We start from the raw sequence: 26,549 nt of genomic DNA on the forward strand, positions 1-26,549 counted from the left end.
ACCTGCCGCTGACAACCCGCCCGCGGGTCGCCTCCAAGTGATCTTGAATGGTCGGCTGTGCACGTAAAAGTGCCTGGTTGAGTACGCCTTCCGACCTCCGCGGCAACCACCCGTGCGTCATGAGCGTCTTGTTTTCGGACAAGTCCGGCGTGGGAATCAGCCGTCTTGCGGTCGACCCCCGACCCGTTCGGCGGCACTAAAGTGGGTCGGACACCCGGACGGGTCACCACGGACGACAGGGACCCCGGGACCCAGGACCACGATCAGCAGGGAGCGCGTGACGTGCGGCCAATCGGCAGCAAGTACCTGCTCGAGGAGCCGCTCGGACGCGGCGCCACGGGCACCGTCTGGCGAGCCCGCCAGAGGGAGGCCGCGGGCGCCGAGGCGGCCGTGCAGGGCCAGCCCGGCGAGACCGTGGCGATCAAGGTCCTCAAGGAGGAGCTGGCCAACGACGCGGACATCGTGATGCGCTTCCTGCGCGAGCGGTCCGTGCTGCTCCGGCTCACCCACCCCAACATCGTGCGCACCCGCGACCTGGTCGTCGAGGGCGATGTCCTGGCGCTGGTCATGGACCTCGTCGAGGGCCCGGACCTGCACCGCTACATCCGCGAGAACGGCCCGCTCACCCCGGTCGCCGCCGCGCTCCTCACGGCCCAGATCGCCGACGCGCTCGCCGCAAGCCATGCCGACGGCGTCGTCCACCGCGACCTCAAGCCCGCCAACGTGCTGCTCGCCGAGCAGGGCGGCCAGATGCACCCGATGCTGACCGACTTCGGCATCGCGCGCCTCGCCGACTCCCCGGGCCTGACCCGTACGCACGAGTTCGTCGGCACGCCCGCGTACGTCGCTCCGGAGTCCGCCGAGGGCCGTCCGCAGACCTCCGCCGTGGACATCTACGGCGCGGGCATCCTGCTCTACGAGCTGGTCACCGGCCGCCCCCCGTTCGCCGGCGGCACGGCCCTCGAAGTGCTGCACCGCCACCTCAGCGAGGAGCCGCGACGCCCCTCGACCGTCCCGGGTCCGCTCTGGACGGTCATAGAGCGCTGCCTGAGCAAGGACCCCGACCGGCGGCCCAGCGCCCAGAACCTGGCCCGCGGACTGCGTGCCGTCGCCGCCGGCATCGGCGTGCACGCCACGCCCGCGCAGATCGAGGCCGCCGACGGGGTCGGCGCGCTGCTCGCCCCCGACCCGGCGCCCGCGCCGGTCCCGGAGACCCCGGGCGCCTGGGGTGTCCCCGGCCCGGAGGGCGAGGGGAGCGATCCGACCCAGGTGCTGTCCAGCGGGGCGGGCTCCCACTTCGACCCCGCCGCGCCGACCAGCGTCATGCCGACGAGCGGCCCGGCCGGTGGGATGAACGGCGGCGCCGACCCGACCGCCCTGATGCCTCCCGTACCGCCGCAGCCGCCGCAGGGCGCGCCGGGCGAGGAGCAGCCGCACCCCTGGCAGAGCCAGCTGCGCGCGGCCCGAGACCGCAACGAGCAGACGCAGGTCCAGTACCTGGACCCGAGCGAGGACCCGCTGCGCCGCCGTCCGCAGCGCCAGCCGCAACACCCGCAGCGCCAGCCGCAGCGCCCGCAGGGGGCCCCGCAGCAGTACCAGCAGCCGCAGCCCCAGCAGCCGCCCCGGTACCAGCAGCAGCAGCCGCAGCAGCAGTACGCGCCCCAGCAGCCCCCGCCGCCGCAGCAGCAGTACGCGCCGCCCCAGCAGGCGTACAACCCGCCGCAGCAGCGTCCGCAGGCTCCGCAGCCGCCGGCCCCTCGTGAGCCGCGGCCGCCGCGTCAGCGCGGCGCCAACCCCATGCGGATCCCCGGGCTCGGCTGTCTGAAGGGCTGTCTCTTCACGATCGTGCTCTTCGTGGTCGCGGGCTGGCTCATCTGGGAGCTGACCCCGCTCCAGAGCTGGATCGCCGAGGGCAAGGGCTACTGGGAGGCCCTCGGTGACGGGATCTCGTCCTTCACCGACTGGGTCTCCGAGCTGGCCGACTCCGGCTCCGGCGCGGGGAGTGGTACTACTACCGGCGGTACGGGGCAGTAGTACTGCCGATTTATCGACTTCCGAGGGGTGATTTCGCTTCGGAAGTGACGACCGGCGGCTGCGGACGCGTAACTTTGACGCGTCCGCCAGCCGCTGAGGGAGCAGTCTTGGCACGGAATATCGGCAGCCGCTACACGGCCCACCAGATCCTCGGCCGGGGCAGCGCCGGCACGGTGTGGCTCGGCGAGGGCCCCGAGGGCCCCGTCGCCATCAAGCTGCTGCGCGAGGACCTGGCCTCGGACCAGGAGCTCGTCGGCCGCTTCGTCCAGGAGCGCACCGCCCTCCTCGGTCTCGACCACCCCCGGGTGGTCTCCGTCCGCGACCTCGTCGTCGACGGCAACGACCTGGCCCTCGTCATGGACCTGGTCCGCGGCACGGACCTGCGCACCCGCCTCGACCGCGAGCGCAGGCTCGCCCCCGAGGCGGCGGTCGCGATCATCGCCGACGTCGCCGACGGACTGGCCGCCGCGCACGCGGCCGGAGTCGTCCACCGGGACGTCAAGCCGGAGAACATCCTGCTCGACATGGAGGGGCCGCTCGGCCCCGCCGGCGCCCACCCCGCGCTCCTCACCGACTTCGGGGTCGCCAAGCTCATCGACACCCCGGGCCGCACCAAGGCGACCCGGATCATCGGTACGCCGGACTATCTGGCCCCGGAGATCGTCGAGGGCCTGCCGCCGCGCGCCGCGGTCGACATCTACGCACTCGCGACCGTCCTGTACGAGCTCCTGGCCGGCTTCACGCCCTTCGGCGGCGGCCACCCGGGCGCCGTGCTGCGCCGCCACGTCACCGAGACGGTCGTCCCTCTGCCGGGGATCCCCGAGGAGCTGTGGCAGCTGATCGTCCAGTGCCTGGCGAAGGCCCCGGCCTCCCGGCTGCGCGCCTCCGAGCTGGCCAGCCGGCTGCGCGAGTGCCTGCCGCTGCTGGCCGGACTGCCCCCGCTGGACGTGGACGAGCCCGACGACGCGGAGCAGCAGACGCCGGAGCCGCGTGAGGAGGACCCGTACCCGACGGGCCCCGGAGGTGCCGCCCCGCGCCGGGCCGCCGTCCCTCTGGTCCCCGGCGCCACTCCCGACTCCAACCGGGACACCCACACCTCCATGCGCGTCCCCGCCCCCGACGAGCTCGCGGGCGGCCCCCTGGGCACCGCCCGGGCCCCGCGCTCGGCGAGCGCCCGGCGTCCCGGCTCGGCCCGCCACAAGGCCGAGACGGTCCGCAAGCGCCGGATCACCCTCTCGATCGCGGCGGCCGTCGTCGCGGGCGCGCTGGGCGTGGGGGGATACCTGGCGACCGCCGAGGACGGCGACGTACCGCCGCAGGACTCGAAGACGTCGACGGAGCCGTAGCGCCCGCTCCCCGCCGCTCGTCACGGGCGACCGGCGGGCCCTGGCATTTGCGGCGAGCCGTTACGCTGGACGCGTGGCAGTCGTCGATGTATCCGAAGAGCTGAAGTCCCTCTCCTCGACCATGGGGTCGATCGAGGCCGTCCTGGACCTCGAAAAGCTGAGGGCCGACATCGCCGTGCTCGAAGAGCAGGCCGCGGCCCCGTCCCTCTGGGACGACCCGGAGGCGGCGCAGAAGATCACCAGCAAGCTTTCGCACCTCCAGGCCGAGGTCCGCAAGGCCGAGGCCCTGCGCGGCCGGATCGACGACCTCGGGGTGCTCTTCGAGCTCGCCGAGGAGATGGACGACCCGGACACGCGCGCCGAGGCGGAGACGGAGCTGGTCGCCGTCCGCAAGGCGCTGGACGAGATGGAGGTCCGTACGCTCCTCTCCGGCGAGTACGACGAGCGCGAGGCGCTGGTCAACATCCGCGCCGAGGCGGGCGGCGTCGACGCGGCCGACTTCGCGGAGCAGCTCCAGCGCATGTACCTGCGCTGGGCCGAGCGGCACGGCTACGGCACGGAGGTCTACGAGACCTCGTACGCGGAAGAGGCCGGCATCAAGTCGACCACGTTCGTGGTCAAGGCGCCGTACGCGTACGGCACGCTCTCGGTCGAGCAGGGCACGCACCGTCTGGTCCGCATCTCCCCGTTCGACAACCAGGGCCGTCGTCAGACGTCGTTCGCCGGCGTCGAGATCCTGCCGGTCGTCGAGCAGTCCGACCACGTCGAGATCGACGAGTCCGAGCTGCGCGTGGACGTCTACCGCGCCTCGGGCCCCGGCGGCCAGGGCGTCAACACGACGGACTCGGCGGTGCGCATCACGCACCTCCCGACGGGCATCGTCGTCTCCTGCCAGAACGAGCGCTCGCAGATCCAGAACAAGGCGAGCGCCATGAACGTCCTCCAGGCCAAGCTCCTGGAGCGCCAGCGCCAGGAGGAGCGCGCCAGGATGGACGCCCTGAAGGGCGACGGCGGCAGCTCCTGGGGCAACCAGATGCGCTCGTACGTCCTGCACCCGTACCAGATGGTCAAGGACCTCCGTACGGAGTTCGAGGTCGGCAACCCGCAGTCGGTCCTGGACGGCGAGATCGACGGCTTCCTGGAGGCGGGCATCCGCTGGCGCAAGCAGCAGGAGAAGTAACCCGTACACCGCTCCACCGCGATGGGCCCCGCACGCATGCACGCGTGCGGGGCCCATCGCCGTGCCGGGCGCGTCTGACGGCGCGCCATCCCGGCTGCGTGGCGGCCGCGTCGGCCGGGGGCGGCGGGCGCGACGGGTGCCGGCGACGGGAGTTCGACGCCGGCACCCCTCGCACGGCCCGCATTCGCGGGCGCAAGCGGAAACCGGGTTTGCGGGGCGCTTTGTCGACAAGGGAACTGGCCTTTTCAGGGCGGTAGTTCGACGTTTACGTCACAGTTGCATCCCCGCATGGCGGGCAACTCATTATCTTTCGGGCATCGCACGCGCAACGACCTTGACGCGTACTCGGAAACTCGGAAGGGTGGCATGCGGCATGCGTATCTATGGGGCGTGTGTGAACGGGGGCTGGTTGAGTGATCACGCCGCCCCCGTGCCCGAGGCCCCGAGCGCGGCTCCATGACGAGATTGAGCTACTGGGGGTAGCAGGCACATGACGAAGAAGACGCGGGTCCGTTTCGCGCGGATAACCGCTGGTGCGGTGATCGCCGCCGGTGCGTCCCTGACCGCCGCGGGCGCCGCTCAGGCTGTGGGTGTCGAGCTGAACATCGGCGTCCAGGCCGAGCTGCCGGAGGTCGACCCCACCTGCATCCCGGGCGAGCCCGGGTGTGAGACGGACCCGACGACGGACCCGACGACGGATCCCACCACGGACCCGACCACGGACCCGACGACGGATCCCACCACGGACCCGACCACGGACCCGACGACGGATCCCACCACGGACCCGACCACGGACCCGACGACGGACCCGACGACGGACCCGACGACGGATCCCACCACGGACCCGACGACGGACCCGACCACGGACCCGACCACGGACCCGACGACGCAGCCCACCAAGCCGCCGAAGCCGACCGAGCCGACGCCGACCACCCCGGGTGAGACGCCCGCGCCGACCACGCCGGGCGACGACGGTTCGGACGACGCCGGTACCTGCACCGTCGATGTCGACGGCGCCGAGTGCGTCAACAACAACCCCGACACCGACAACGCCGGCTCGCAGCCCGTCGAGCAGGGCAAGGCCAAGGAGGAGCTGGCCGAGACCGGCGCCGCCGAGACCTCGTTCCTGGTCATCGGTGCCGCGACCATGATCGCCGGTGGCATCGGCTTCCGGATGCTCCCGCGTCTGGTCGGCGGTGGCCGCGCCGCCGTCTGAGCGGATCGGTAGCAGGACCGGCAGCGGTCAGGCCGTAAGGAACAAGGCACGAAGAAGAGGGCCGGGGGCGCACCCCCGGCCCTCACTCGTCTCCGGCTCGTACGCGGAGCCCTACGCGCTCTGCAGTGCCGCGAGCAGCGCCACCATCGCCACCAGGGCGACCACGAGCGCCAGCAGCATCGCAGGGGTCAGGCCCGCCGAATGGTCGAGGCGTTCCCGGTTCGCGCGGCAGACGGGGCAGCGACCCTCCGCGACGGGGGCCGCGCAGTTGGCGCACACCAGTCGGTCATAGGTCATGCGCTCTCCTCCTCCCGCACTGGGGTCCACACCAAGGACAACGCCCGGTGGTACCCGAGCGTTCCCCCTACCACTCTGCCAGTTCCGAGGCGTTTCGGCGCGCCCCGTCGGATTGCACCCGGATCGCATCCCTTCCGCCCCGAAGGGCGAAAAGGATAAAGCACGCATGCCGGGACCGCGACTGCGCGCCCCATCTCCGGTCGCGTAAGGTCGCGCACACCTACTCCCGGCCGACCGTGGTGCATCCGTGATCCGATTCGACAACGTCTCCAAGTCCTATCCGAAGCAGAACCGCCCCGCGCTCCGGGACGTATCCCTGGAGATCGAGAAGGGGGAGTTCGTCTTCCTCGTCGGTTCCTCCGGCTCCGGTAAGTCGACTTTTCTCCGGCTGATCCTGCGCGAGGAGCGCTGCAGCCATGGCCAGGTGCACGTCCTCGGCAAGGACCTCGCCCGGCTGTCCAACTGGAAGGTGCCCCACATGCGGCGCCAGCTCGGAACCGTGTTCCAGGACTTCCGGCTGCTGCCCAACAAGACCGTGGCCGAGAACGTCGCCTTCGCCCAGGAGGTCATCGGCAAGCCGCGCGGCGAGATCCGCAAGGCCGTGCCCCAGGTCCTCGACCTCGTCGGCCTCGGCGGCAAGGAGGACCGGATGCCCGGCGAGCTCTCCGGTGGTGAGCAGCAGCGTGTCGCCATCGCCCGCGCCTTCGTCAACCGCCCGATGCTGCTGATCGCGGACGAGCCCACCGGCAACCTCGACCCGCAGACCTCCGTCGGCATCATGAAGCTGCTCGACCGCATCAACAGGACAGGGACCACCGTCGTCATGGCGACCCACGACCAGAACATCGTCGACCAGATGCGCAAGCGCGTCATCGAGCTCGAAAAGGGCCGCCTCGTCCGCGACCAGGCGCGCGGCGTCTACGGATACCAGCACTGAGCAGGTAGGGGATAGAACACCATGCGCGCTCAGTTCGTGCTCTCCGAGATCGGCGTCGGTCTCCGCCGCAATCTCACGATGACCTTCGCCGTCATCGTCTCCGTGGCCCTCTCGCTCGCCCTGTTCGGCGGTGCGCTGCTCATGCGCGAGCAGGTCAGCACGATGAAGGACTACTGGTACGACAAGGTCAACGTCTCCATCTTCCTCTGCAACAAGAACGACGCGGCCACCACCACCAAGTGCGCCAAGGGCGCGGTGACCGCGCAGCAGAAGGAGCAGATCGAGGCCGATCTGAAGAAGATGGACATCGTCGAAACCGTGCACCACGAGTCCACCGACGAGGCCTACAAGCACTACAAGGAGCAGTACAGCGACACCGCCATCGCGTCGGTCATCACACCCGACCAGATGCAGGAGTCGTTCCGGGTCAAGCTGGACGACCCGGAGAAGTACAAGGTCGTCGCCACCGCCTTCGCCGGGCGGGACGGCGTGGAGTCCGTCCAGGACCAGCGCGGCATCCTGCAGAACCTCTTCGACCTGATGAACGGCATGAACGTCGCCGCTCTCGGCGTCATGGCGCTGATGCTGGTCATCGCGCTGATGCTGATCGTCAACACGGTGCGCGTCTCGGCCTTCAGCCGACGGCGTGAGACCGGCATCATGCGACTGGTCGGCGCCTCCAGCTTCTACATCCAGATGCCGTTCATCATGGAGGCGGCCTTCGCCGGCCTCCTCGGCGGCGCCGTCGCCTGCGTCATGCTCCTGGTCGGCCGGTACTTCCTCATCGACCACGGCATCGCGCTCGCCGAGAAGATGCAGCTCGTCAACTTCATCGGCTGGGACGCCGTCTTCTCGGTGCTGCCGCTCGTCCTCGTCATCGGTCTGCTGATGCCGTCCCTTGCCGCCTTCGTCGCGCTGCGCAAGTACCTCAAGGTGTGAGAAGAGACCCCTGAGTGCTCCGGGCGCCGTACGGTCAACCACCGTACGGCGCCTTTCGCTTGTCCTAGAGTGGGCGCCATGTCGGCCGTCGACCCGGGGTCCCGCCCCGACCTCTGTCTCCGGCCCCGCGGAGTTCTCCGCGGGGCTGCCCTGACGTTGGTCTTCGCCGGAGTGCTCGCCACGGCCGCGGCCACCGGCTCCCTGCCCCGGCAGGAGGCCGCCTCCGTGAAGCGCGCCCCACAGGCCGCCACGCACGGCACCGTCGACCCCGCCGACCTCTCCCGCGCCGCCGCCGAGGCGATGGCCGACGGCAAGTCCGGCCAGCAGGCCGCCGAGGAGTTCGTCAGCCGCAGCGGCGACCGCTGGGGCGCGGTCTACGGCCCCGCGGAGTTCGAGGAGTTCGAGCAGGCCCTCGACGGCTCGTACACCGGCGTCGGACTCTCCGCGCGGAAGGCGGACAGCGGCCGCATCGAGGTCAGCCGCGTCCAGACCGGCGGACCGGCCGCCCTGGCCGGGCTGCGCGCCGGCGACCGGCTCCTCGCCGTGGACGGACGCGACACCGCCGGCCTCTCCGTCTCCGAGGTCGTCTCCCTGCTGCGCGGCGACGGCGCACCGCCAGGCTCCACCGTCACCCTCGGCGTCGAGCGCGGCCGCTCCGCCTGGACACAGACCCTCACGCGGGCCCGGCTCGCCACCGACGACGTCACCGTGCGCCGTCTCGACGACGGGACGGTACTGATCAAGGTGACGGCCTTCACCAAGGGCGCGGGCGAGCGGGTGCGGGACGCGGTACGGCGGGCCCCGGCCGGCGCCGGAGTCCTCCTCGACCTGCGGGGCAACGCCGGGGGACTGGTCGCCGAGGCCACCGTCGCCGCCTCCGCCTTCCTCGACGGCGGACTGGTCGCCACGTACGACGTCGACGGCGAGCAGCGCGCGCTGTACGCGCAGAGCGGCGGCGACACCCGTCGGCCGGTGGTGGCGCTGGTCGACGGGGGCACGATGAGCGCCGCCGAGCTGCTCACCGGTGCCCTGAAGGACCGTGGCCGGGCCATCACCGTCGGCTCCCGCACCTTCGGCAAGGGTTCGGTGCAGATGCCGAGCACGCTGCCCGACGGCTCCGTCGCGGAGCTGACCGTCGGCCACTACCGCACCCCCTCGGGCCACGGCGTCGACGGCCTGGGCATCACACCCGACCTGACGGTCAGCGACACCACGGGGGAGCGGGCCGAGGAACGGGCGAGGACGGTATTGAGTGGCCTCGGAGGGGGCTCGTAGTGCGAAAATGGCCGCACTATGGCAAAGGGACTCGTGAACGTGCAGGGCAAGCCTGCGAAGAAGAAGGACTCGGACAAGGGTCCTGAGCGCAAGATCATCGCGCAGAACAAGAAGGCGCGCCACGACTACCACATCATCGACACCTACGAGTGCGGTGTGGTGCTCATGGGCACCGAGGTGAAGTCGCTCCGGATGGGCCGGGCGTCGCTGGCCGACGGCTTCGTGCAGATCGACGGGCACGAGGCGTGGCTGCACAACATCCATGTGCCCGAGTACACGCAGGGCAGCTGGACCAACCACTCGGCGAAGCGGAAGCGCAAGCTGCTCCTGCACCGCGCCGAGATCGACAAGCTGGAGGCGAAGTCCCAGGAGACGGGTCACACGATCGTGCCCCTCGCCCTGTACTTCCTGAAGGGCCGCGTCAAGGTCGAGATCGCGCTCGCCAAGGGAAAGAAGGAGTACGACAAGCGGCAGACGCTGCGGGAGAAGCAGGACACCCGCGAGACGAACCGGGCGATCGCGGCGGCGAAGCGCCGACAGCGGGCGGCGGCCGTCTAGACCGCCCCGGCTGCCGCGCGGACCCCGTCCGGCCAGGCCCCCTAATACGCTGGCAACCGTACGCGGTCGTCACGTACCATGGGACACGCACCTCACAGCGGGTGCACGTTTGAAAAATCAACATGGGGATGATCGGTTTCGACAGCGGATGTCGAAGCAGGGGAAGCGTGTCGAGGAAGCGGCAATGATCTCGTAAACCATATGTCGCAACCAATAATCGCCAACTCCAAGAGCGATAACTCCCGCTTCGCCCTCGCTGCCTGATTTCAGGTAACGAGCAGAAGCCTCTGTGAGGAGCGTCAGCCCGGGGATGGTCCCGACCCGGATCCTGGCGTCATCAAGGGATCTAAACCTCTAGCCCCGGTCACGGGGGCCTGAGGGAAATCAAACAGTGACTGAGCCCGTCGGAGACTTGTCCGCGTGATCTCCGGGGCTGAGAAACTCCTAGCGGACTGCACACGGAGAAGCCCTGATTTAGCACCGTTGGACGCGGGTTCGATTCCCGCCATCTCCACTCATCCCATGTGGGCAGAGGCCCGGCAGTCGTCACGACGACCGCCGGGCCTCTGTCATTCCCCGGGCCGTCTCCCCCGCGAGGGCCAGAGTCGCCGCGGCCGTCGGGATCAGGAACGCGTACACCGTCGACGGGGCGTGCTCCGCAGCCCAGCCGCCGGTCGCCGAGCCGACCGCGACACCGGCGAGGAGGGCGGTCACCGCGAGCGTCATGCCCTCGTTGAGCCGGCCCGCGGGGGTCAGGCGCTGGACCAGGGCCATGCCCGTGACCATCGTCGGAGCCGTCGCCATGCCCGCCACCAGCAGTCCGGCCGCCAGGGCGAGCAGGGAGCCGGTCGCGGCGCCCAGGAACGGCATCGCCATCAGACAGCTCATCGCCACGAGGCAGGTGCGCAGCCGGCCCGAGCGGCCCGTGCGGCCGTAGACAAGCCCCGCCGCGCAGGAGCCCGCGGCCTGCAGGGCCAGGATCGGTCCGGCTGCGGGTCCGTCCACGTGCGCGAGCGTCACGACCTCCATCGCGCCGAAGACCACGCCCGTGGTGAGGAAGACACCGAGCAGAGACCGCGTGCCGGACCCGCGCAGGAGTGAGCCGGGCGCGGTGGCGGAGCGGGGCGTGGCCGGGGGTTCGGTGGAGCGCTGGGCGGTGAAGACCAGCACGCCGGTGAGGAGCAGGACGGCGCCGACCAGCGTGCCCGCCTCCGGGAAGAGCGCCGTGCACAGGAACGCGGCCAGAACCGGGCCCAGCATGAAGCACAGCTCGTCGACGGCCTGCTCGAAGGAGTTGGCCGTGTGCAGGGTGGAGGGGTCGTCGCGGAGGAGATGGGCCCAGCGGGCCCGGGACATCCCGCCGGTGTTGGGGCTGGTCGCGGTCGCGGCGTACGCGACGAACAGCGTCCAGGCCGGTGCCCGATGGTGTACGCACAGCAGCAGGGCGAGCGAGCCGAGCGCGGCCAGCGCCGCCGCCGGGACGGCGACCCGGGCCTGCCCGTGCCGGTCGACGAGCCGCGCGGTCCAGGGGGCGACGACGGCGGTGGCGGCCATGCCGGTCGCGGTGACGGCCCCGGCGAGCGCGTACGAGCCGTACGCCCCCGCGATCATGATCACCGCGCTGACGGCGAGCATCCCCATAGGGAGCCGGGCGACGAGGTTCCCGAGGGTGAACGCGCGGGCACCGGGGACGGCGAAGAGCCGCCGGTACGCGCCGGAGGCGGCGGCGGAGGCGTGGGCGGTGCCGGGGCCGGTGCCGGTGGCGATGCCTGGGGTGGCGCCGGGCACGGTGCCAGTGCCGGGGGCGGTGCCGGCGGTGGCGATGCCGGGGCCGGGGCCGGGGCCGGTGCCGGGGGTGGGGGCGTGGGCCTGGGGGGCGGGGGTGGCGGGTGTCTTCGGCTCGACGTAGCGCGGGGCGAGCGCCGGGCCCGCCGGGGTGAGCATGAGGTCGTGATGCGGCATGCGCCCAGCCTCCGGGGAGCCCCGGGCCGCGGTCCAACACCTGATCCGTGGCCATTCACGCGCCCGTGTTGTTAAATGCCGGGTGGTCACTTCGTACGAGATCGAGCCCCGGCTGCTGCGCGCCTTCGTCGCCGTCGTCGACGAGTTGCACTTCACGCGGGCCGCCGCCCGTCTGTACGTCGCCCAGCAGGCACTCTCCCGCGACATCCGGCGGCTGGAACGGGACCTGGGCACGGACCTGTTCGTACGGACGACCCGTCAGGTCACGCTCACCCCGGAGGGCACGCGACTCCTCCCGTACGCCCGCAGGGTGCTGGCCGCCTGCGAGGAACTCGCCGACGCCTTCCGGGCGGCCGCGAGGCCCCTGCTCGTCGACCTCAACAGCACCGGTCTCCCCGCCCAGGGCGACGTCATGGAGCGGGCCCGCGAACTCGCCCCCGAGCAGGAGCTGCTGGCCCGCTACGAGAACGGGCTGGCCGGGGCCGCCGCCGAGATCCTCGCCGGACGCCTCGACGCCTCCTTCGGGCGGTACGGCGGGCTCGACGCGGCCACCCGCGGTCGGCTCGCCTCGCAGTTCGTCCGGTACGAGTCGATGGCGGTCCTGCTCCCGGACGACCACCGGCTCGCGGACCTGACGGAGGTGCCGCTGGCCGCGCTGGAGGGTGAGAGCGTCTACGCGGGCGCGGGCAACGACCGCACCCCGGAGTGGACCGACCTGGCCGCCAGGCTCTTCGCGGGGCGCGGCATCTCCGTCGCGCCGCCCGCTCCGATGGTGGTGGGAAGGGAGGAGTTCCGGCGGATCATGGCCAAACTTCGTACCCCCGTCCTCGCGGTGGTCGGCTTCCCGCCGATGGAGGGCTCCGTGCTGCGGCCCCTCGTCGACCCCGTGCCGCTCTCCCCGGTGAGCCTGGTGTGGCGCAAGGGGCTGCGCCATCCCGGCCTGGATGCGCTGCGCGCCGCCGCGGCCGAGATCGGCGCGCGGGAAGGGTGGCTGGACCGGCCCGCGGACTCCTGGCTCCCGGAGGGCGAACCCGGCGTGCCGGGGCCCTGAGCCCCGGGCCGCCGACACCGGAAGCGCCAGGAGCCCTGGGCCGTCGGCCGGAAGCGCCAGGGTCCCGGAGTCGCAGGCCGGAAGCGCCAGGGTCCCGGAGTCGCAGGCCGGAAGCGCCAGGAGCCCCGGGCCGCCTTTGCCGGAAGCGCAGGCCTCGGGCCGTCGGCCGGAAGCGCGGGGCCTGGGCCCCGGGCTGTCCACCGGAAGGCACCGGGGGCGCGGGACCCCGTACTCACACCGGAGCCGCGCGACGGGTGAGAGCAAGGTTCCGTACCCGTCACTTTCCGCCACCGGCCCGAAACGCGGCCTCCCTAGGGTCGTGGTCCAAGAGGTCCAGAGCATCTGGACGCTCGGGACCCGACACCGTGGAGGTACGTGATGGGCGGCCGATGGATCGAACGGTGGGAGCCGGAGGACGAGACCTTCTGGCGTGAACAGGGAGAAGGGATCGCCCGGCGCAATCTTGTCTTCTCCGTCCTCTCCGAGCACATCGGGTTCTCCATCTGGAGCCTGTGGTCGGTCATGGTCCTGTTCATGGGACCGGAGTACGGCGTCGACCCCGCGGGCAAGTTCTTCCTGATCGCGACCGGCACGCTCGTCGGAGCGCTGATCCGTGTCCCGTACACCTTCGCCGTCGCCCGGTTCGGCGGCCGGAACTGGACGATCTTCAGTGCCCTGTTCCTCATGGTGCCGACCGCTTTCGCCTACACGGTCATGGAGCCGGGCACCTCGTACGGCACCTTCCTGCTGGTGGCCGCGCTCACCGGTGTCGGCGGCGGCAACTTCGCCTCCTCCATGACCAACATCAACGCCTTCTTCCCGCTGCGGAAGAAGGGCTGGGCGCTCGGCCTCAACGCGGGCGGCGGCAACATCGGAGTGCCTGTGGTCCAGCTCGTCGGTCTGCTGGTCATCGGCACCGCCGGCGCCGCGCACCCGCGGATCGTCCTCGGGATCTACATCCCGCTCATCGCCGTCGCGGCCCTCTGCGCCGCGCTCTTCATGGACAACCTCGCCCCGGTGAAGAACGACACGGGCGCCGCCAAGGACGCGGTGAGATCCGGCCACACGTGGATCATGTCCTTCCTCTACATCGGCACCTTCGGCTCCTTCATCGGCTACAGCTTCGCCTTCGGGCTCGTCCTGCAGACCCAGTTCGGGCGCACCCCGCTCCAGGCCGCGTCGCTCACCTTCATCGGCCCGCTCCTCGGCTCGCTGATCCGGCCGCTCGGCGGCTCCCTCGCCGACCGGCACGGCGGCGCCCGCATCACCCTCTGGAACTTCGCCGGGATGGCCGTGGCGACGGGTGTGGTCGTCTACGCCTCCGTGATCGAGTCGCTGACCGTCTTCCTCGTCGGCTTCATCGCCCTCTTCGTCCTCACCGGCCTCGGCAACGGCTCCACGTACAAGATGATCCCGGCGATCTTCCTCGCGCAGGGGCACCGCAAGGGGCTGTCGGGCGAGGCGGCGGAGGCGTACGGGCGCAGGCTCTCCGGGGCGGCCATGGGACTGATCGGGGCCGTGGGCGCGCTCGGGGGGCTCGGCATCAACCTCGCCTTCCGGCAGTCCTTCCAGACCGCCGGCACCGGCACCGCGGCCTTCGTCGCCTTCCTGCTCTTCTACGGTGCCTGCATGGTCGTGACGTGGGCGGTATACCTTCGCCGGCCGGCGGTCGTCCCGGACACGGCCGAGGGCGCCGAGGCCCTGGGCGAACCGGCGTCGCAGCGCGGATACGCCGAGGTGTGAGCGGAAATGGTCCGTAACGGCCAGGAAATACCGGCGAACCGAGCCTGTCACGGATCCACGTCAGGCTCGGTCGTCATGAACGAGCAAGAGCAGGGGCCCCTCGCGGGGTTCACCGTCGGGGTCACCGCGGCACGGCGCGCCGACGAGCTGAGCACGCTTCTCCGCCGTCGGGGCGCGGCCGTGGTCCACGGCCCGGCGCTGCGGATCGTGCCGCTCGCGGACGACACCGAACTGCTCGCCGCGACGAAGGACCTCCTCGACCACGCCCCGGACGTCGTCGTCGCCACCACGGCGATCGGCTTCCGGGGCTGGGTCGAGGCGGCGGACGGCTGGGGCCACGGCGAGGCGCTCCTCGACTGCCTGCGGGGCGTGGAGCTGCTCGCGCGGGGCCCCAAGGTCAAGGGGGCGGTTCGGGCGGCGGGACTCACCGAGTCGTGGTCGCCGTCCTCCGAGTCCATGGCCGAGGTGCTCGACCGGCTCCTCGCCGAGGGGGTGGCAGGGCGTCGGATCGCGCTCCAGCTGCACGGGGAGCCGCTGCCGGGGTTCGTGGAGGCGCTGACGGCGGGCGGCGCGGAGGTCGTCGGCGTACCGGTCTACCGGTGGATGCCGCCCGAGGACATCGGTCCCCTCGACCGGCTCCTGGACGGGATCCTGGCCGGCACCCTGGACGCGGTGACCTTCACCAGCGCACCGGCCGCCGCCTCGCTGCTGACGCGGGCGGAGGGCCGGGGAGCGCTGAACGAGCTCCTCGAGGCGCTGCGCCACGACGTGCTCGCGGTCTGCGTGGGGCCGGTGACGGCTCTGCCGCTCCAGGCGCACGGCATCGACACGCTGCAGCCCGAGCGCTTCCGGCTCGGGCCGCTGGTGCAACTGCTCTGCCAGGAACTGCCGTCCCGGGCCCGTACGCTCCCGGTGGCGGGCCACCGGATCGAGATCCGGGGGCACGCGGTCCTCGTCGACGGCTCCCTGCGGCCTGTCCCGCCGGCCGGGATGGCGCTCCTCGCCACCCTGGCACGGCGCCCCGGCTGGGTCGTCTCCCGCGCCGACCTGCTGCGCGCCCTGCCGGGCGCGGGCCGCGACGAGCACGCCGTGGAGACGGCGATGGCCCGGCTGCGGACGGCGCTCGGCGCGCCGAAGCTGATCCAGACCGTGGTCAAGCGGGGGTACCGGCTGGCCCTCGACCCGGTGGCCGACACGAAGTACGACGAATAGGGGCGGGGCCGGGCACGGCCACCGTGTACCCGGCGCCCCGCGCCCCGCGCCCCGCGCCCGGCGCACGGCGAGCGCGCGCAGCGGGCAGACGAAGCCGACCGTGGTCAGGACCGCGCGGACGAGGTTCCAGGCCGCCCACGCGGCCTCGAAGTCCGCGCGGGTCCGTACCGGGTCCGTACCGGGTCCGTACCGGGTCCGTACCGGGTCCGTCGCCGCGGCGAGGGCGTCGTTGAGCGGGACGTCCACCAGGGCGCCGATCGAGCGGCACACGGCGAGCGGCGAGCAGGCCGCGAGCGCCCCCGCGTTGTGCCCGACGGCTGCTCGTGCCGCTCTTCCTTCCGCACTCCTCGACCGTCCGCAGCCGCATCATGGAACGGCTCATGCGCACGCCTTCGAACCGGCAGGGCCGGGTGGGGACCGCGACGCGCTCCGGACGTGCCGTGACGCCCTCTAGCCGGACCGGTTGTTCGGGAGCACTCTGGTCGGGTGCCCGCTTCCGATCGCGAGGTGGTGACAGGGGCATGACCGTACGGTTCGACTCCGGCCGCATCTGCCTTGACCTGGCCGATCAGCCGCTCGCCCACACCCAGGCGCTCGACCGCTTTCTGCGCACCACCGGACTCGTCCCCGCCGACGTGCCGCTCCGCGCCCTCGACGCCGCCTGGGTCGTACGCTTCCGCGAACTGCGCGACTGCGTCGTCGAGCTGGTCCACGCCCAGCTCGACGGGCGGCCCGCCGGCCCCGCCCTGGAGCGGCTCAACGCCCTCGCCGCCGCTTCCGCGCCCCCCGCGCCCCGCGCCGTGCGCACCGAAACGGGCGGGCTCGTACGGGCCTTGAGTGTCGAACCCGACTGCCGCGCGCTGCTCGCCGCCGTCGCCCGCGACGCCGTCGACCTGCTCACCGACCCGAACGCCCTCGCCCTGCTGCGCCGTTGCGAGAGCGACGACTGCCGCCGCTGCTACCTCGACACCTCGCGCGGACGCCGACGCCGCTGGTGCTCCAGCGAGGCGTGCGGAAACCGGGAGCGCGTTGCCCGGCATCGGGCAGCCCGGCGGGCGAGGGCGGCCGTCTGAAGAATCCCGTGAAAAAGTTCGCAGGGCGTTGAGTCGAACCCGCCCGCGCTCCGTACCTCTCCACGACAGACAGGGTCTCGACCGGGAGGTTCGTGGTGCGCAAGGATGCGGCCGTGGCCGATGAACGTCCGCATCGGGCCCGGCATCGCAGCGAGGTGTCACGCCACCGACCCGACGTCCCTGACGAGGAGTTGATGCGTGCTCTCTACCGCGAACATGCCGGGCCGCTGCTCGCCTACGTACTTCGCCTCGTCGCCGGAGACCGCCAGCGTGCCGAGGACGTCGTGCAGGAGACGCTCATCCGTGCCTGGAAGAACGCCGGCCAGCTCAACCGGGCTACCGGCTCCGTCAGACCTTGGCTGGTGACGGTTGCCCGGCGCATCGTCATCGACGGCCACCGAAGCCGGCAGGCCCGGCCGCAGGAGGTCGATCCGTCACCGCTCGAGGTCCTGCCCGCGGAGGACGAGATCGACAAGGCGCTGTGGCTGATGACGCTCTCTGACGCTCTCGACGATTTGACGCCCGCCCACCGGGAAGTGTTGGTCGAGACCTACTTCAAGGGGCGTACGGTCAATGAGGCGGCCGAGACTCTCGGCATACCTGCCGGGACCGTGCGGTCCCGAGTGTTCTACGCACTTCGTTCCATGAAAATCGCGCTGGAGGAGAGGGGGGTTTCGGCATGAGCAGCGGCATGACACCGCCGCACGACGCCGCGGGTGCGTACGTACTCGGCATCCTGGACGATGTCGACGCCGCCGCCTTCGAGGCGCACCTGGCGGGTTGCGAGCTCTGCGCCGCGCGCGTGGAGGAGTTCGCCGGCATGGAGCCGATGCTCGCCATGCTGGCGGACGCGGGCCCCACCCCGGCCGCCTTCGGCCCGTCGGCGGTCGATCCGTACGCCGACAAGGCCTTCGACGACTTCGCGCCCCGGCCGCCCGCCCCGCCCGGTCCCCGCCACGCCGCGGGCACCCCCGTCGCCCTCCACGCCGTCGGCGCCCCGCCCGGACCCGAGTTGCTCGACCGGCTCATCGACGAGGTCGGTGCCAAGCGCGCGACCCGGCGACGTCGCTCCCTCTACCTCGTCGCGGCCGCCGCCGTGCTCGTCATCGGCGGCCCCGCCGTCGCCGTCGTCGCCACCTCCGGCGGCGAGCGGGAGAACAGAGCCGTCGAGCCGCACCCCACCAGTCCGGCCGAGGACGCCTTCTTCCACCACATGGACGAGAAGATCCAGGCCACCGACCCGACGACCAAGGTCAGCGCCACCGTCGGCATGGAGAAGAAGGGCTGGGGCACCCACACCGTCCTGGAGCTCAAGAACGTCAAGGGGCCCCTCAAGTGCCGGCTCATCGCCGTCTCCAAGAGCGGCGAGGAGGAGACCGTGACCTCCTGGGCCGTGCCGAAGTGGGGGTACGGCATCCCCGGAGCCACCATGGAGAGCGCCAAGAACCCGCTGTACGTCCACGGCGGCGCGGCCATGGACCGCAACGACATCGACCACTTCGAGGTCAGGACCTTCGACGGCGAGCGCCTCGTGGAGGTCGAGGCCTGACATTCTGCCCCCCTGTGGCGTACGCTCGACGGCTGCCCAGTGCACGTCAGAAGGGGGCCTCAGTGGCCGCGCAGGAAGCCGTGGAGGCCATGGCCGCCATGGACGCCACCGACACGGTCCGGGACCGTGAGATCGGTGTCGAGCAGGAACATCTGGACAAGGTCTACCGCCGCCTCGAGGAGAAGATCCACGAGGCGGAGTTCCTGATGAACGACGCCGCCAAACGCGGCCAGGTCGGTACCCCAGGCGCGCTCGCCGAACGGGACGCCCAGGTCTTCCGGGCCGGCGTGCACCTCAACCGGCTCAACAACGAGTTCGAGGACTTCCTCTTCGGCCGCATCGACCTGCTGTACGGCAAGGACGGCAAGAAGGGCCCCGACGGCGCGTACACCTCCGTCGAACCCGCCGAGGAGGCCGTACGGCCCGACAACACGGCCGAGATCGGCGAGACCCTCCACATCGGCCGGATCGGCGTCCTCGACTCCGACTACGCGCCGCTCGTCATCGACTGGCGGGCCCCCGCCGCCGCGCCCTTCTACCGCTCCACGCCGGTCGACCCCGGCCGCGTGGTGCGCCGCCGCGTCATCCGCTCCAAGGGCCGCAAGGTCCTCGGCGTCGAGGACGACCTGATGCGCCCCGAGCTGAAGGCGACCCTCGACGGGCGCGAGCTGCCGGTGATCGGCGACGGCGCCCTGATGGCCGCGCTCGGCCAGGCCCGCAGCCACACCATGCGCGACATCGTCTCCTCGATCCAGGCCGAGCAGGACCTGGTCATCCGCGCGCCCGCCGCCTCCATCACGTACGTCGAGGGCGGCCCGGGCACCGGCAAGACGGCGGTCGCCCTGCACCGGGCGGCCTACCTGCTCTACCAGGACCGGCGCCGCTACGCGGGCGGAATCCTGATCGTCTCCCCGACACCGCTGCTCGTCTCGTACACCGAAGGCGTGCTGCCCTCGCTGGGCGAGGAGGGCCAGGTCGCGATCCGTGCGCTCGGTTCGCTGGTGGACGGCGTCGAGGCCACCACGTACGACGAACCGGCCGTCGCCCGGGTCAAGGGCTCCTCCCGCATGCTCGCCGTCCTGCGCAAGGCGGCCCGCGGCGCCCTGGAGACCCCGGCTCCGCAGAACCGGACCCAGCCGACCCTGGACGAGGACGAGGCCGCCCCGGCCCCCGCGGGCACCCCGACCCGCCTGCGGGTCGTCGCCTTCGGCCGCCGTCTGGAGCTGGAGGCGGACGAGCTCCAGCGCATCCGCCACAACGTGCTCGGCGGCTCCGCGCCCGTCAACCTGCTGCGCCCGCGCGCCCGCAAGCTGCTGCTCGACGCCCTGTACGCCAAGTCCGGTGCCGCGGGCCGGCACAGCGATCCCGAGCTCGCCGCCGAGCTGCGTTCCTCCTTCGACGAGGACGTCTCCACCGAGGACTCCTTCCTCGGCTTCCTCGACGCCTGGTGGCCCGAGCTCACCCCCCGCCAGGTCCTGGCCGCGATGGCCGACGAGAAGCGCCTCGGCCGCTGGGCGCGGCGCGTGCTCAACCAGGGCGAGGTCCGGCGGCTCGCCCGCTCGCTGCGCCGCGACGGTCTCTCCGTGCACGACGTGGCACTCCTCGACGAGCTGAACACCCTCCTGGGCGCTCCCGTCAGACCGCGAAGAAAGCGCGAGTACGACCCGCTGGACCAGCTCACGGGTCTGGAGGAGCTCATGCCCGTACGGGAGGAGACGCAGCGGGAGCGGGCCGAACGGCTGGCGGCGGAGCGCACCGAGTACGCGCACGTCATCGTCGACGAGGCCCAGGACCTCACGCCCATGCAGTGGCGGATGGTCGGCCGGCGCGGCCGCACCGCCACCTGGACGGTCGTCGGCGACCCGGCGCAGTCCTCCTGGTCGACCCCGGACGAGGCGGCCCAGGCCCGCGACGAGGCGCTCGGCTCCCGCCCGCGCCGCCGTTTCGAGCTGACCGTGAACTACCGCAACCCCGCGGAGATCGCCGAACTGGCCGCCAAGGTGCTCGCCCTCGCCATGCCCGGCAAGGAGTCGCCCCGCGCGGTCCGGTCGACCGGTGTCGAGCCCCGCTTCGTGGCGGTGCGCGGCAAGGACGATCTGGCCGCAACCGTACGGGCGGAGGCCCAGCGGCTGCTCGAACGGGTGGACGGCACGGTCGGTGTCGTGGTCGCCATGAACCGCCGCGAGCAGGCCGCCGGCTGGCTCGCCGACCTCGGCGACCGGGTCGTGGCGCTGGGCTCCCTGGAGGCCAAGGGTCTGGAGTACGACGCCACCGTGGTCGCGTCGCCCGCGGAGATCGCGGACGAGTCCCCGGCCGGTCTGCGGGTCCTGTACGTGGCGCTGACCCGCGCCACCCAGCAGCTCACCGTGGTCTCGGGCGCCCGTGACGTACCGGACGCGGACGGTGTTCCGGACCTGCTCAGGGACTGATCTCAGGTCGGCATGCGTCGCAGGAATCACTTACCAGGGTGGTTTGTTAGCCTGTCTATGGCACCGGCTCGATCCAAGCCCCCGGGCCCAACCTTCGTCCCTTAGAGGGACCACTTGCCGCGAGGCGAGCATGGCGGGTCGGTGCCGTCTTGTACGTACATACAGAAGAGGTCCGCGTCACCCCCGGGTGATCGCGGACCTCTTCTGTTTCCCCACAGCTTCTCGTATGGTGGAAACTACTTTCCGAAAACAAAATGACCGCATTACCTGCTACCCGCTGGTAGGTGCGACGATCGGAGGGCGCCGCCGGGCAACCAGCCGGGGCGGCGTAGCAATGAAGCTAGGGAAAGCAGAGGAACTCGGCCATGGCAACGGCGCCCAGCGTCTCGTACTCGATGACGGTCCGGCTGGAGGTTCCCGCCAGCGGAACCGCGGTCTCCCAGCTCACCACGGCGGTGGAGTCCCACGGCGGTTCCGTCACCGGCCTCGACGTGACCGCCTCCGGCCACGAGAAGCTCCGGATCGACGTCACCATCGCCGCGACCTCGACCGCCCACGCCGAGGAGATCGTCGCGCAGCTGCGCACCATCGAGGGCGTCGTCCTCGGCAAGGTCTCCGACCGTACGTTCCTGATGCACCTCGGCGGCAAGATCGAGATGGCGTCCAAGCACCCCATCCGCAACCGTGACGACCTCTCCATGATCTACACCCCGGGCGTGGCCCGGGTCTGCATGGCGATCGCCGAGAACCCCGAGGACGCCCGCCGCCTCACCATCAAGCGCAACACCGTCGCGGTCGTCACCGACGGCTCCGCCGTCCTCGGCCTCGGCAACATCGGCCCGATGGCCGCGATGCCGGTCATGGAGGGCAAGGCGGCCCTCTTCAAGCGCTTCGCCGACATCGACGCCTGGCCGATCTGCCTGGACACCCAGGACACCGACGCCATCGTCGAGATCGTCAAGGCCATCGCCCCCGGCTTCGCGGGCATCAACCTGGAGGACATCTCCGCCCCCCGCTGCTTCGAGATCGAGGCCCGCCTGCGCGAGGCCCTCGACATCCCCGTCTTCCACGACGACCAGCACGGCACCGCCATCGTCGTCCTCGCCGCCCTCACCAACGCGCTGCGCGTGGTCGGCAAGGGAATCGGAGACGTACGGGTCGTCATGTCCGGCGCGGGCGCCGCCGGTACGGCCATCCTGAAGCTCCTCATCGCCGCGGGCGTCAAGCACGCCGTCGTCGCCGACATCCACGGTGTCGTCCACGCCGGCCGAGAGGACCTCGTCGAGGCCGCCCCCGGCACCCCGCTGCGCTGGATCGCCGACAACACCAACCCCGAGGGCGTCACCGGCACCCTCAAGCAGGCCGTCGTCGGCGCGGACGTGTTCATCGGCGTGTCGGCCCCGAACCTGCTCGGCGCGGACGACGTCGCCGCCATGGCGGACGACGCGATCGTGTTCGCGCTCGCGAACCCGGACCCCGAGGTCGACCCGGCAATCGCCCGTCAGACGGCGGCCGTTGTGGCCACCGGCCGCTCCGACTTCCCGAACCAGATCAACAACGTGCTCGTCTTCCCCGGTGTCTTCCGCGGCCTGCTGGACGCCCAGTCCCGCACCGTCAACACGGAGATGATGCTCGCGGCCGCCTCGGCGCTCGCCGACGTCGTCACCGAGGACGAGCTCAACCCGAACTACATCATCCCCTCGGTCTTCAACGACAAGGTCGCCGGCGCCGTCGCGGGCGCCGTCCGCACCGCCGCGAAGGCGGCCGGCACGAGTGCCGGCAACGGGATGAACGGGCTCTGAGAGAGCCCCGACACCACGTGCGGCGGGCCGGAACGGGGCCTGGAAAGGTCCCCGGGCCCGCCGCCGAAACGGCGCGTCGGAAGGCGGCGCGCCGTAGATCCGCCGTAGGGTGACGCCTCGGCTCCAAAGAGTTTCGGCGGAGTCGACGGAACGTCACCACGCCAGAGCCCGTGGCGCTTTTCGTGTGACCCCAGAGGGTGCCGGATTGGCGTTCCCGCCGCTGGTGGGGGCAGGATGCCTATTCGGGCGCGAGGGTCTGTCACCAGACCCGGGTCCGGGGACTGTCCGAGGGCCCTGGCAGCATCGGCTTCGCTGTGCCCATACATGCGGCTCCGCCGCGTGGCACGCCTCACAGGCAAGAAGAACACGGGAGTAACAACATGAACCGCAGTGAGCTGGTGGCCGCCCTGGCCGACCGCGCCGAGGTGACCCGCAAGGACGCCGACGCCGTGCTGGCCGCTCTCGCCGAGACCGTCGGCGAGGTCGTCGCCAAGGGCGACGAGAAGGTCACCATCCCCGGCTTCCTGACCTTCGAGCGCACCCACCGTGCCGCTCGCACCGCTCGTAACCCGCAGACCGGCGACCCGATCAACATCCCGGCCGGCTACAGCGTGAAGGTCTCCGCGGGCTCGAAGCTCAAGGAAGCCGCCAAGGGCAAGTAAGCCTGTAGGCACACCGCCGAAGGCGCCCACGCGGGCTTCTAGGCAACAGAGAGGGCGGCCACCCTTCCAGGGGTGGCCGCCCTCTTGTGCGCCCGCCTGAGCGCCTCACACGGGCGCGCCCGCAGGCTGCCCGCCCGCTGCCCGCACGCTGCCCCGCGCGCGACGAGGCCCCCGTACCCCTGGTCAGGGGTACGGGGGCCTCGTCTGGGCCTACCGCGTGTCGCGCGTCAGACGAGCGCGCTGCCCGGCAGCTCGACCTTGGCGCCCAGCTCGACGAGCTTCTCCATGAAGTTCTCGTAGCCGCGGTTGATCAGGTCGATGCCGTGGACCCGGGACGTGCCCTGGGCCGCCAGCGCCGCGATCAGGTACGAGAAGCCGCCCCGGAGGTCCGGGATGACCAGGTCGGCGCCCTGCAGCTTCGTCGGGCCCGACACGACCGCCGAGTGGAGGAAGTTCCGCTGTCCGAAGCGGCAGTCCGAGCCGCCCAGGCACTCCCGGTACAGCTGGATGTGGGCACCCATCTGGTTCAGCGCCGAGGTGAAGCCGAGCCGCGACTCGTACACCGTCTCGTGGACGATGGAGAGCCCCGCGGCCTGGGTCAGCGCCACCACCAGCGGCTGCTGCCAGTCGGTCTGGAAACCGGGGTGCACGTCCGTCTCCAGGGCGATCGCGTTGAGCGAGCCGCCCGGGTGCCAGAAGCGGATGCCCTCGTCGTCGATCTCGAAGGCGCCACCCACCTTCCGGTACGTGTTGAGGAAGGTCATCATCGACCGCTGCTGCGCGCCGCGGACGTAGATGTTGCCCTCGGTCGCCAGCGCCGCCGACGCCCAGGAGGCGGCCTCCAGACGGTCCGGGAGCGCGCGGTGCGTGTAGCCGTCGAGCTTGTCGACACCGGTGATCCGGATCGTCCGGTCCGTGTCCATGGAGATGATCGCGCCCATCTTCTGCAGGACGCAGATCAGGTCCTCGATCTCGGGCTCCACGGCCGCGTTGGAGAGCTCGGTGACGCCCTCCGCCAGGACGGCGGTCAGCAGTACCTGCTCGGTCGAGCCGACCGAGGGGTACGGCAGCCGGATCTTGGTGCCGCGCAGCCGCTGCGGGGCCTCCAGGTACTGGCCGTCGGCCCGCTTCTCGATCGTGGCGCCGAACTGACGCAGCACGTCGAAGTGGAAGTCGATCGGCCGGCCGCCGATGTCGCAGCCGCCGAGGCCCGGGATGAAGGCGTGGCCGAGGCGGTGCAGCAGCGGGCCGCAGAAGAGGATCGGGATACGCGACGAACCGGCGTGGGCGTCGATGTCCGCCACGTTGGCGGACTCGACGTGCGTCGGGTCGAGGACCAGCTCGCCCGGCTCCTCGCCGGGGCGGACCGTCACCCCGTGCAGCTGGAGGAGTCCGCGGACCACGCGGACGTCACGGATGTCGGGCACATTGCGCAGTCTGCTCGGCCCGCTGCCGAGCAGGGCGGCGACCATCGCCTTGGGCACGAGGTTCTTCGCGCCGCGAACGCGGATCTCGCCCTCCAGCGGGGTGCCGCCGTGGACAAGCAGTACATCGTCTGTGCCGGTCATGAATCTCGCGTTCCGGTCGGGTCGGGCAGGGGGCCAGGGAAAAGGGTAAGGGGCGTAGGCCCCCCGCTAGGAAGCCTCAGGGCGCTCGACAGATGTAATGAATTCGGCACAACACCCTCTGTTCACGCGATCTTGCGGAGTGTCACCGTCCGTTTGTGGCTCCGGACGCTCGGCGCGGCCCCCCTGAACTGCGCGGGTCGTCGGTCTGTCCGTACTCTGCCGGTCGGCCCCCGCCGAGGGCGAAGATGCGGGATCATGTGTCGCATGACCGAGGTGTCCTCGCTCACAGGACGGCTGCTCGTCGCCACCCCCGCACTGGCCGACCCGAACTTCGACCGCGCGGTGGTGCTCCTCCTCGACCACGACGACGAGGGCTCCCTCGGCGTGGTCCTCAACCGGCCGACACCGGTCACGGTCGGCGACATCCTCGCTCCCTGGGCCGACCTGGCCGGCGAGCCGGGCGTGGTCTTCCAGGGCGGCCCGGTCTCCCTGGACGCGGCGCTCGGCCTCGCGGTGATCCCCGGTGACGAGGGCCCCCTGGGCTGGCGCCGGGTCTTCGGTGCGATCGGCCTGGTCGACCTGGAGACCCCGCCCGAACTGCTCGGCCCCGCGCTGGGGTCCCTCCGGATCTTCGCCGGCTACGCGGGCTGGGGCCCGGGCCAGCTGGAGACGGAGCTGGGCGACGGCGCCTGGTACGTGGTCGAGTCCGAACCGGGCGACGTCTCCTCCCCCCGCCCCGAGACCCTCTGGCGCGAGGTGCTCCGCCGCCAGCGGAGCGACCTCGCGATGGTGGCGACGTACCCGGACGACCCTTCGCTCAACTGAGCCGTCCGGTCTTCAGTACCCTTGGGACCCATGAGCACTCTCGAGCCCGAGCGCGGGGCAGGTACGGGAACCCTCGTCGAGCCGACGCCGCAGGTGTCCCACGGCGACGGTGACCACGAGCGCTACGCCCATTACGTCCAGAAGGACAAGATCATGGCGAGCGCCCTCGACGGCACTCCCGTGGTGGCGCTGTGCGGGAAGGTCTGGGTGCCGGGGCGCGACCCCAAGAAGTACCCCGTCTGCCCCATGTGCAAGGAGATCTACGAGTCCATGGGCTCCGGCGGCGGAGACAAGGACAAGGGCGGCAAGGACAAGAAGTAGGACGGTCCTGGCGGTCGGGACGGCCCCCGGCGCGCGCACCTCGGTGCGTGTGCCGGGGGCCGTCCGCGTTCGGGGGCCCGGCGGGGCGTTGCACGGGGTGCTTCGGCCGGTCACAGAGTGGTTGAGACCACTTGTCCGGGAGTTGGTCCGCCCCTAACCTCTCGCGTGTTGTGCAGTGCGAAACGCCCGTTGCGTATGTTGCAACACCTTCGGAGGGGACCCGTCATGAAGCTTCCTGCCCTCCCCCGAGCTCTCGGCTTCGCCCGAGCAGGGGGGACCCCCATCGCCGCCACGGCCACCGCACTTGTGCTCGCCGCCCTCACCGCCACCGCCTGCGCCCCGCAGACCTCCGACGGTGGCGCCACGACGGACGAGAAGACCGGCACCCTGCGCGTCTGGCTCTTCCAGGAGGTCGACAACACGCCGAAGAAGCAGGTCGTCGACGCCGCCGTAGCCGCCTTCGAGAAGCGGCACGCGGGGGCGGAGGTCGAGGTCGAGTACATCCCCGTCGAGACCCGCACCCAGCGCGTCAAGGCCGCCTTCAGGCCGGACGAGAACGACTGGGGCGGC

22 protein-coding genes, 1 other RNA gene and 2 pseudogenes are annotated in these 26,549 nt (G+C 71.5%); 21 read left to right on the forward strand and 4 right to left on the reverse strand.

Annotated elements, in window-relative coordinates; genetic code table 11:
- Positions 1-282: 282 nt before the first annotated feature.
- The 4 genes from ACFUJR_RS06035 to ACFUJR_RS06050 all read left to right on the forward strand — a co-directional run bounded on the left by ACFUJR_RS06035 (position 283) and on the right by ACFUJR_RS06050 (position 5,776).
- Positions 283-2,034, forward strand: a complete 1,752-nt coding sequence (locus tag ACFUJR_RS06035; RefSeq protein WP_383176836.1) for a serine/threonine-protein kinase — start codon at positions 283-285, stop codon at positions 2,032-2,034.
- Between the two features lie 107 nt (positions 2,035-2,141).
- Positions 2,142-3,380, forward strand: coding sequence for a serine/threonine-protein kinase (locus ACFUJR_RS06040; RefSeq protein WP_383176839.1), 1,239 nt, complete (start codon positions 2,142-2,144; stop codon positions 3,378-3,380).
- 73 nt (positions 3,381-3,453) lie between these two features.
- Entirely contained in the window at positions 3,454-4,560 is a 1,107-nt protein-coding gene (gene prfB / locus ACFUJR_RS06045; RefSeq protein WP_383176842.1) for a peptide chain release factor 2, read from the forward strand.
- Positions 4,561-5,050: 490 nt separating this feature from the next.
- Positions 5,051-5,776: an LPXTG cell wall anchor domain-containing protein gene (locus ACFUJR_RS06050; RefSeq protein WP_383176912.1), complete on the forward strand. Its 726-nt coding sequence runs from the start codon at positions 5,051-5,053 to the stop codon at positions 5,774-5,776.
- 111 nt (positions 5,777-5,887) lie between these two features.
- On the opposite strand, the gene ACFUJR_RS06055 is transcribed toward ACFUJR_RS06050, so the two are convergent.
- Positions 5,888-6,073, reverse strand: coding sequence for a hypothetical protein (locus ACFUJR_RS06055; RefSeq protein ID WP_383176909.1), 186 nt, complete (start codon positions 6,071-6,073; stop codon positions 5,888-5,890).
- A gap of 247 nt (positions 6,074-6,320) precedes the next feature.
- On the opposite strand from ACFUJR_RS06055, the gene ftsE reads away from it, so the two are divergent.
- From ftsE to ssrA, 5 genes are all read left to right on the forward strand, one after another.
- The gene (gene ftsE, locus ACFUJR_RS06060; protein WP_215071052.1) at positions 6,321-7,010 is read left to right on the forward strand and encodes a cell division ATP-binding protein FtsE; all 690 of its coding nucleotides are present in this window, start codon (positions 6,321-6,323) and stop codon (positions 7,008-7,010) included.
- 21 nt (positions 7,011-7,031) lie between these two features.
- Positions 7,032-7,949, forward strand: coding sequence for a permease-like cell division protein FtsX (gene ftsX, locus ACFUJR_RS06065; RefSeq protein WP_383176905.1), 918 nt, complete (start codon positions 7,032-7,034; stop codon positions 7,947-7,949).
- Between the two features lie 78 nt (positions 7,950-8,027).
- Positions 8,028-9,224 carry a S41 family peptidase gene (locus tag ACFUJR_RS06070; RefSeq protein ID WP_383176902.1) on the forward strand — a complete coding sequence of 399 codons (1,197 nt, stop codon included), beginning with the start codon at positions 8,028-8,030 and terminating at the stop codon, positions 9,222-9,224.
- Between the two features lie 18 nt (positions 9,225-9,242).
- Positions 9,243-9,782, forward strand: coding sequence for an SsrA-binding protein SmpB (smpB, locus tag ACFUJR_RS06075; protein ID WP_383176899.1), 540 nt, complete (start codon positions 9,243-9,245; stop codon positions 9,780-9,782).
- A 124-nt stretch (positions 9,783-9,906) separates the two neighbouring features.
- Positions 9,907-10,299, forward strand: a transfer-messenger RNA (tmRNA) gene (ssrA, locus tag ACFUJR_RS06080).
- A gap of 29 nt (positions 10,300-10,328) precedes the next feature.
- Here ssrA and ACFUJR_RS06085 read toward each other — a convergent pair.
- On the reverse strand, positions 10,329-11,744 hold the full coding sequence (locus tag ACFUJR_RS06085) for an MFS transporter (protein ID WP_383176896.1): 1,416 nt from the start codon (positions 11,742-11,744) through the stop codon (positions 10,329-10,331).
- 82 nt (positions 11,745-11,826) lie between these two features.
- Here ACFUJR_RS06085 and ACFUJR_RS06090 point away from each other — a divergent pair, with 82 nt between their 5' ends.
- The 3 genes from ACFUJR_RS06090 to ACFUJR_RS06100 all read left to right on the forward strand — a co-directional run bounded on the left by ACFUJR_RS06090 (position 11,827) and on the right by ACFUJR_RS06100 (position 15,750).
- Positions 11,827-12,795 (forward strand): LysR family transcriptional regulator, encoded by a 969-nt coding sequence (locus ACFUJR_RS06090; RefSeq protein ID WP_383176893.1) that lies wholly within the window; start codon positions 11,827-11,829, stop codon positions 12,793-12,795.
- A gap of 378 nt (positions 12,796-13,173) precedes the next feature.
- Positions 13,174-14,538 carry a nitrate/nitrite transporter gene (locus ACFUJR_RS06095; RefSeq protein WP_383176890.1) on the forward strand — a complete coding sequence of 455 codons (1,365 nt, stop codon included), beginning with the start codon at positions 13,174-13,176 and terminating at the stop codon, positions 14,536-14,538.
- A gap of 75 nt (positions 14,539-14,613) precedes the next feature.
- The gene (locus ACFUJR_RS06100) at positions 14,614-15,750 is read left to right on the forward strand and encodes a uroporphyrinogen-III synthase (RefSeq protein WP_383176887.1); all 1,137 of its coding nucleotides are present in this window, start codon (positions 14,614-14,616) and stop codon (positions 15,748-15,750) included.
- 96 nt (positions 15,751-15,846) lie between these two features.
- On the opposite strand, the pseudogene ACFUJR_RS06105 reads toward ACFUJR_RS06100, so the two are convergent.
- A pseudogene (locus ACFUJR_RS06105) lies at positions 15,847-16,035 on the reverse strand (hypothetical protein); the annotation flags it as partial.
- A gap of 236 nt (positions 16,036-16,271) precedes the next feature.
- Here ACFUJR_RS06105 and ACFUJR_RS06110 point away from each other — a divergent pair.
- The 6 genes from ACFUJR_RS06110 (at position 16,272) to ACFUJR_RS06135 (ending at position 23,265) form a co-directional block, all read left to right on the forward strand.
- Entirely contained in the window at positions 16,272-16,823 is a 552-nt protein-coding gene (locus ACFUJR_RS06110) for a CGNR zinc finger domain-containing protein (protein ID WP_383176884.1), read from the forward strand.
- A 95-nt stretch (positions 16,824-16,918) separates the two neighbouring features.
- Complete coding sequence (locus tag ACFUJR_RS06115; protein ID WP_352187529.1) at positions 16,919-17,506, forward strand: sigma-70 family RNA polymerase sigma factor; 588 nt, start codon at positions 16,919-16,921, stop codon at positions 17,504-17,506.
- On the forward strand, positions 17,503-18,372 hold the full coding sequence (locus tag ACFUJR_RS06120; RefSeq protein ID WP_383176881.1) for an anti-sigma factor family protein: 870 nt from the start codon (positions 17,503-17,505) through the stop codon (positions 18,370-18,372). Before ACFUJR_RS06115 ends, ACFUJR_RS06120 begins: the two co-directional genes overlap by 4 nt.
- 89 nt (positions 18,373-18,461) lie before the next feature.
- Positions 18,462-20,801: a HelD family protein gene (locus tag ACFUJR_RS06125; protein WP_383176916.1), complete on the forward strand. Its 2,340-nt coding sequence runs from the start codon at positions 18,462-18,464 to the stop codon at positions 20,799-20,801.
- Between the two features lie 365 nt (positions 20,802-21,166).
- Entirely contained in the window at positions 21,167-22,603 is a 1,437-nt protein-coding gene (locus tag ACFUJR_RS06130) for an NAD-dependent malic enzyme (protein WP_383181604.1), read from the forward strand.
- Positions 22,604-22,983: 380 nt separating this feature from the next.
- A complete protein-coding gene (locus tag ACFUJR_RS06135; RefSeq protein WP_017237029.1) occupies positions 22,984-23,265 on the forward strand; it encodes an HU family DNA-binding protein in 282 nt (93 codons plus the stop codon).
- Between the two features lie 227 nt (positions 23,266-23,492).
- Here ACFUJR_RS06135 and murA read toward each other — a convergent pair whose 3' ends face one another.
- The gene (gene murA / locus ACFUJR_RS06140; RefSeq protein ID WP_352187417.1) at positions 23,493-24,833 is read right to left on the reverse strand and encodes a UDP-N-acetylglucosamine 1-carboxyvinyltransferase; all 1,341 of its coding nucleotides are present in this window, start codon (positions 24,831-24,833) and stop codon (positions 23,493-23,495) included.
- Between the two features lie 264 nt (positions 24,834-25,097).
- Here murA and ACFUJR_RS06145 point away from each other — a divergent pair, with 264 nt between their 5' ends.
- The 3 genes and pseudogenes from ACFUJR_RS06145 to ACFUJR_RS06155 form a co-directional block, all read left to right on the forward strand.
- Positions 25,098-25,658 carry a YqgE/AlgH family protein gene (locus tag ACFUJR_RS06145; protein WP_260229604.1) on the forward strand — a complete coding sequence of 187 codons (561 nt, stop codon included), beginning with the start codon at positions 25,098-25,100 and terminating at the stop codon, positions 25,656-25,658.
- Positions 25,659-25,688: 30 nt separating this feature from the next.
- On the forward strand, positions 25,689-25,979 hold the full coding sequence (locus ACFUJR_RS06150) for a DUF3039 domain-containing protein (RefSeq protein WP_260229605.1): 291 nt from the start codon (positions 25,689-25,691) through the stop codon (positions 25,977-25,979).
- 225 nt (positions 25,980-26,204) lie between these two features.
- A pseudogene (locus ACFUJR_RS06155) lies at positions 26,205-26,546 on the forward strand (hypothetical protein); the annotation flags it as partial.
- Positions 26,547-26,549: the final 3 nt, after the last annotated feature.

It is taken from the genome of Streptomyces sp. NPDC057271 (assembly GCF_042668715.1).
Taxonomy (GTDB): Bacteria; Actinomycetota; Actinomycetes; order Streptomycetales; family Streptomycetaceae; genus Streptomyces.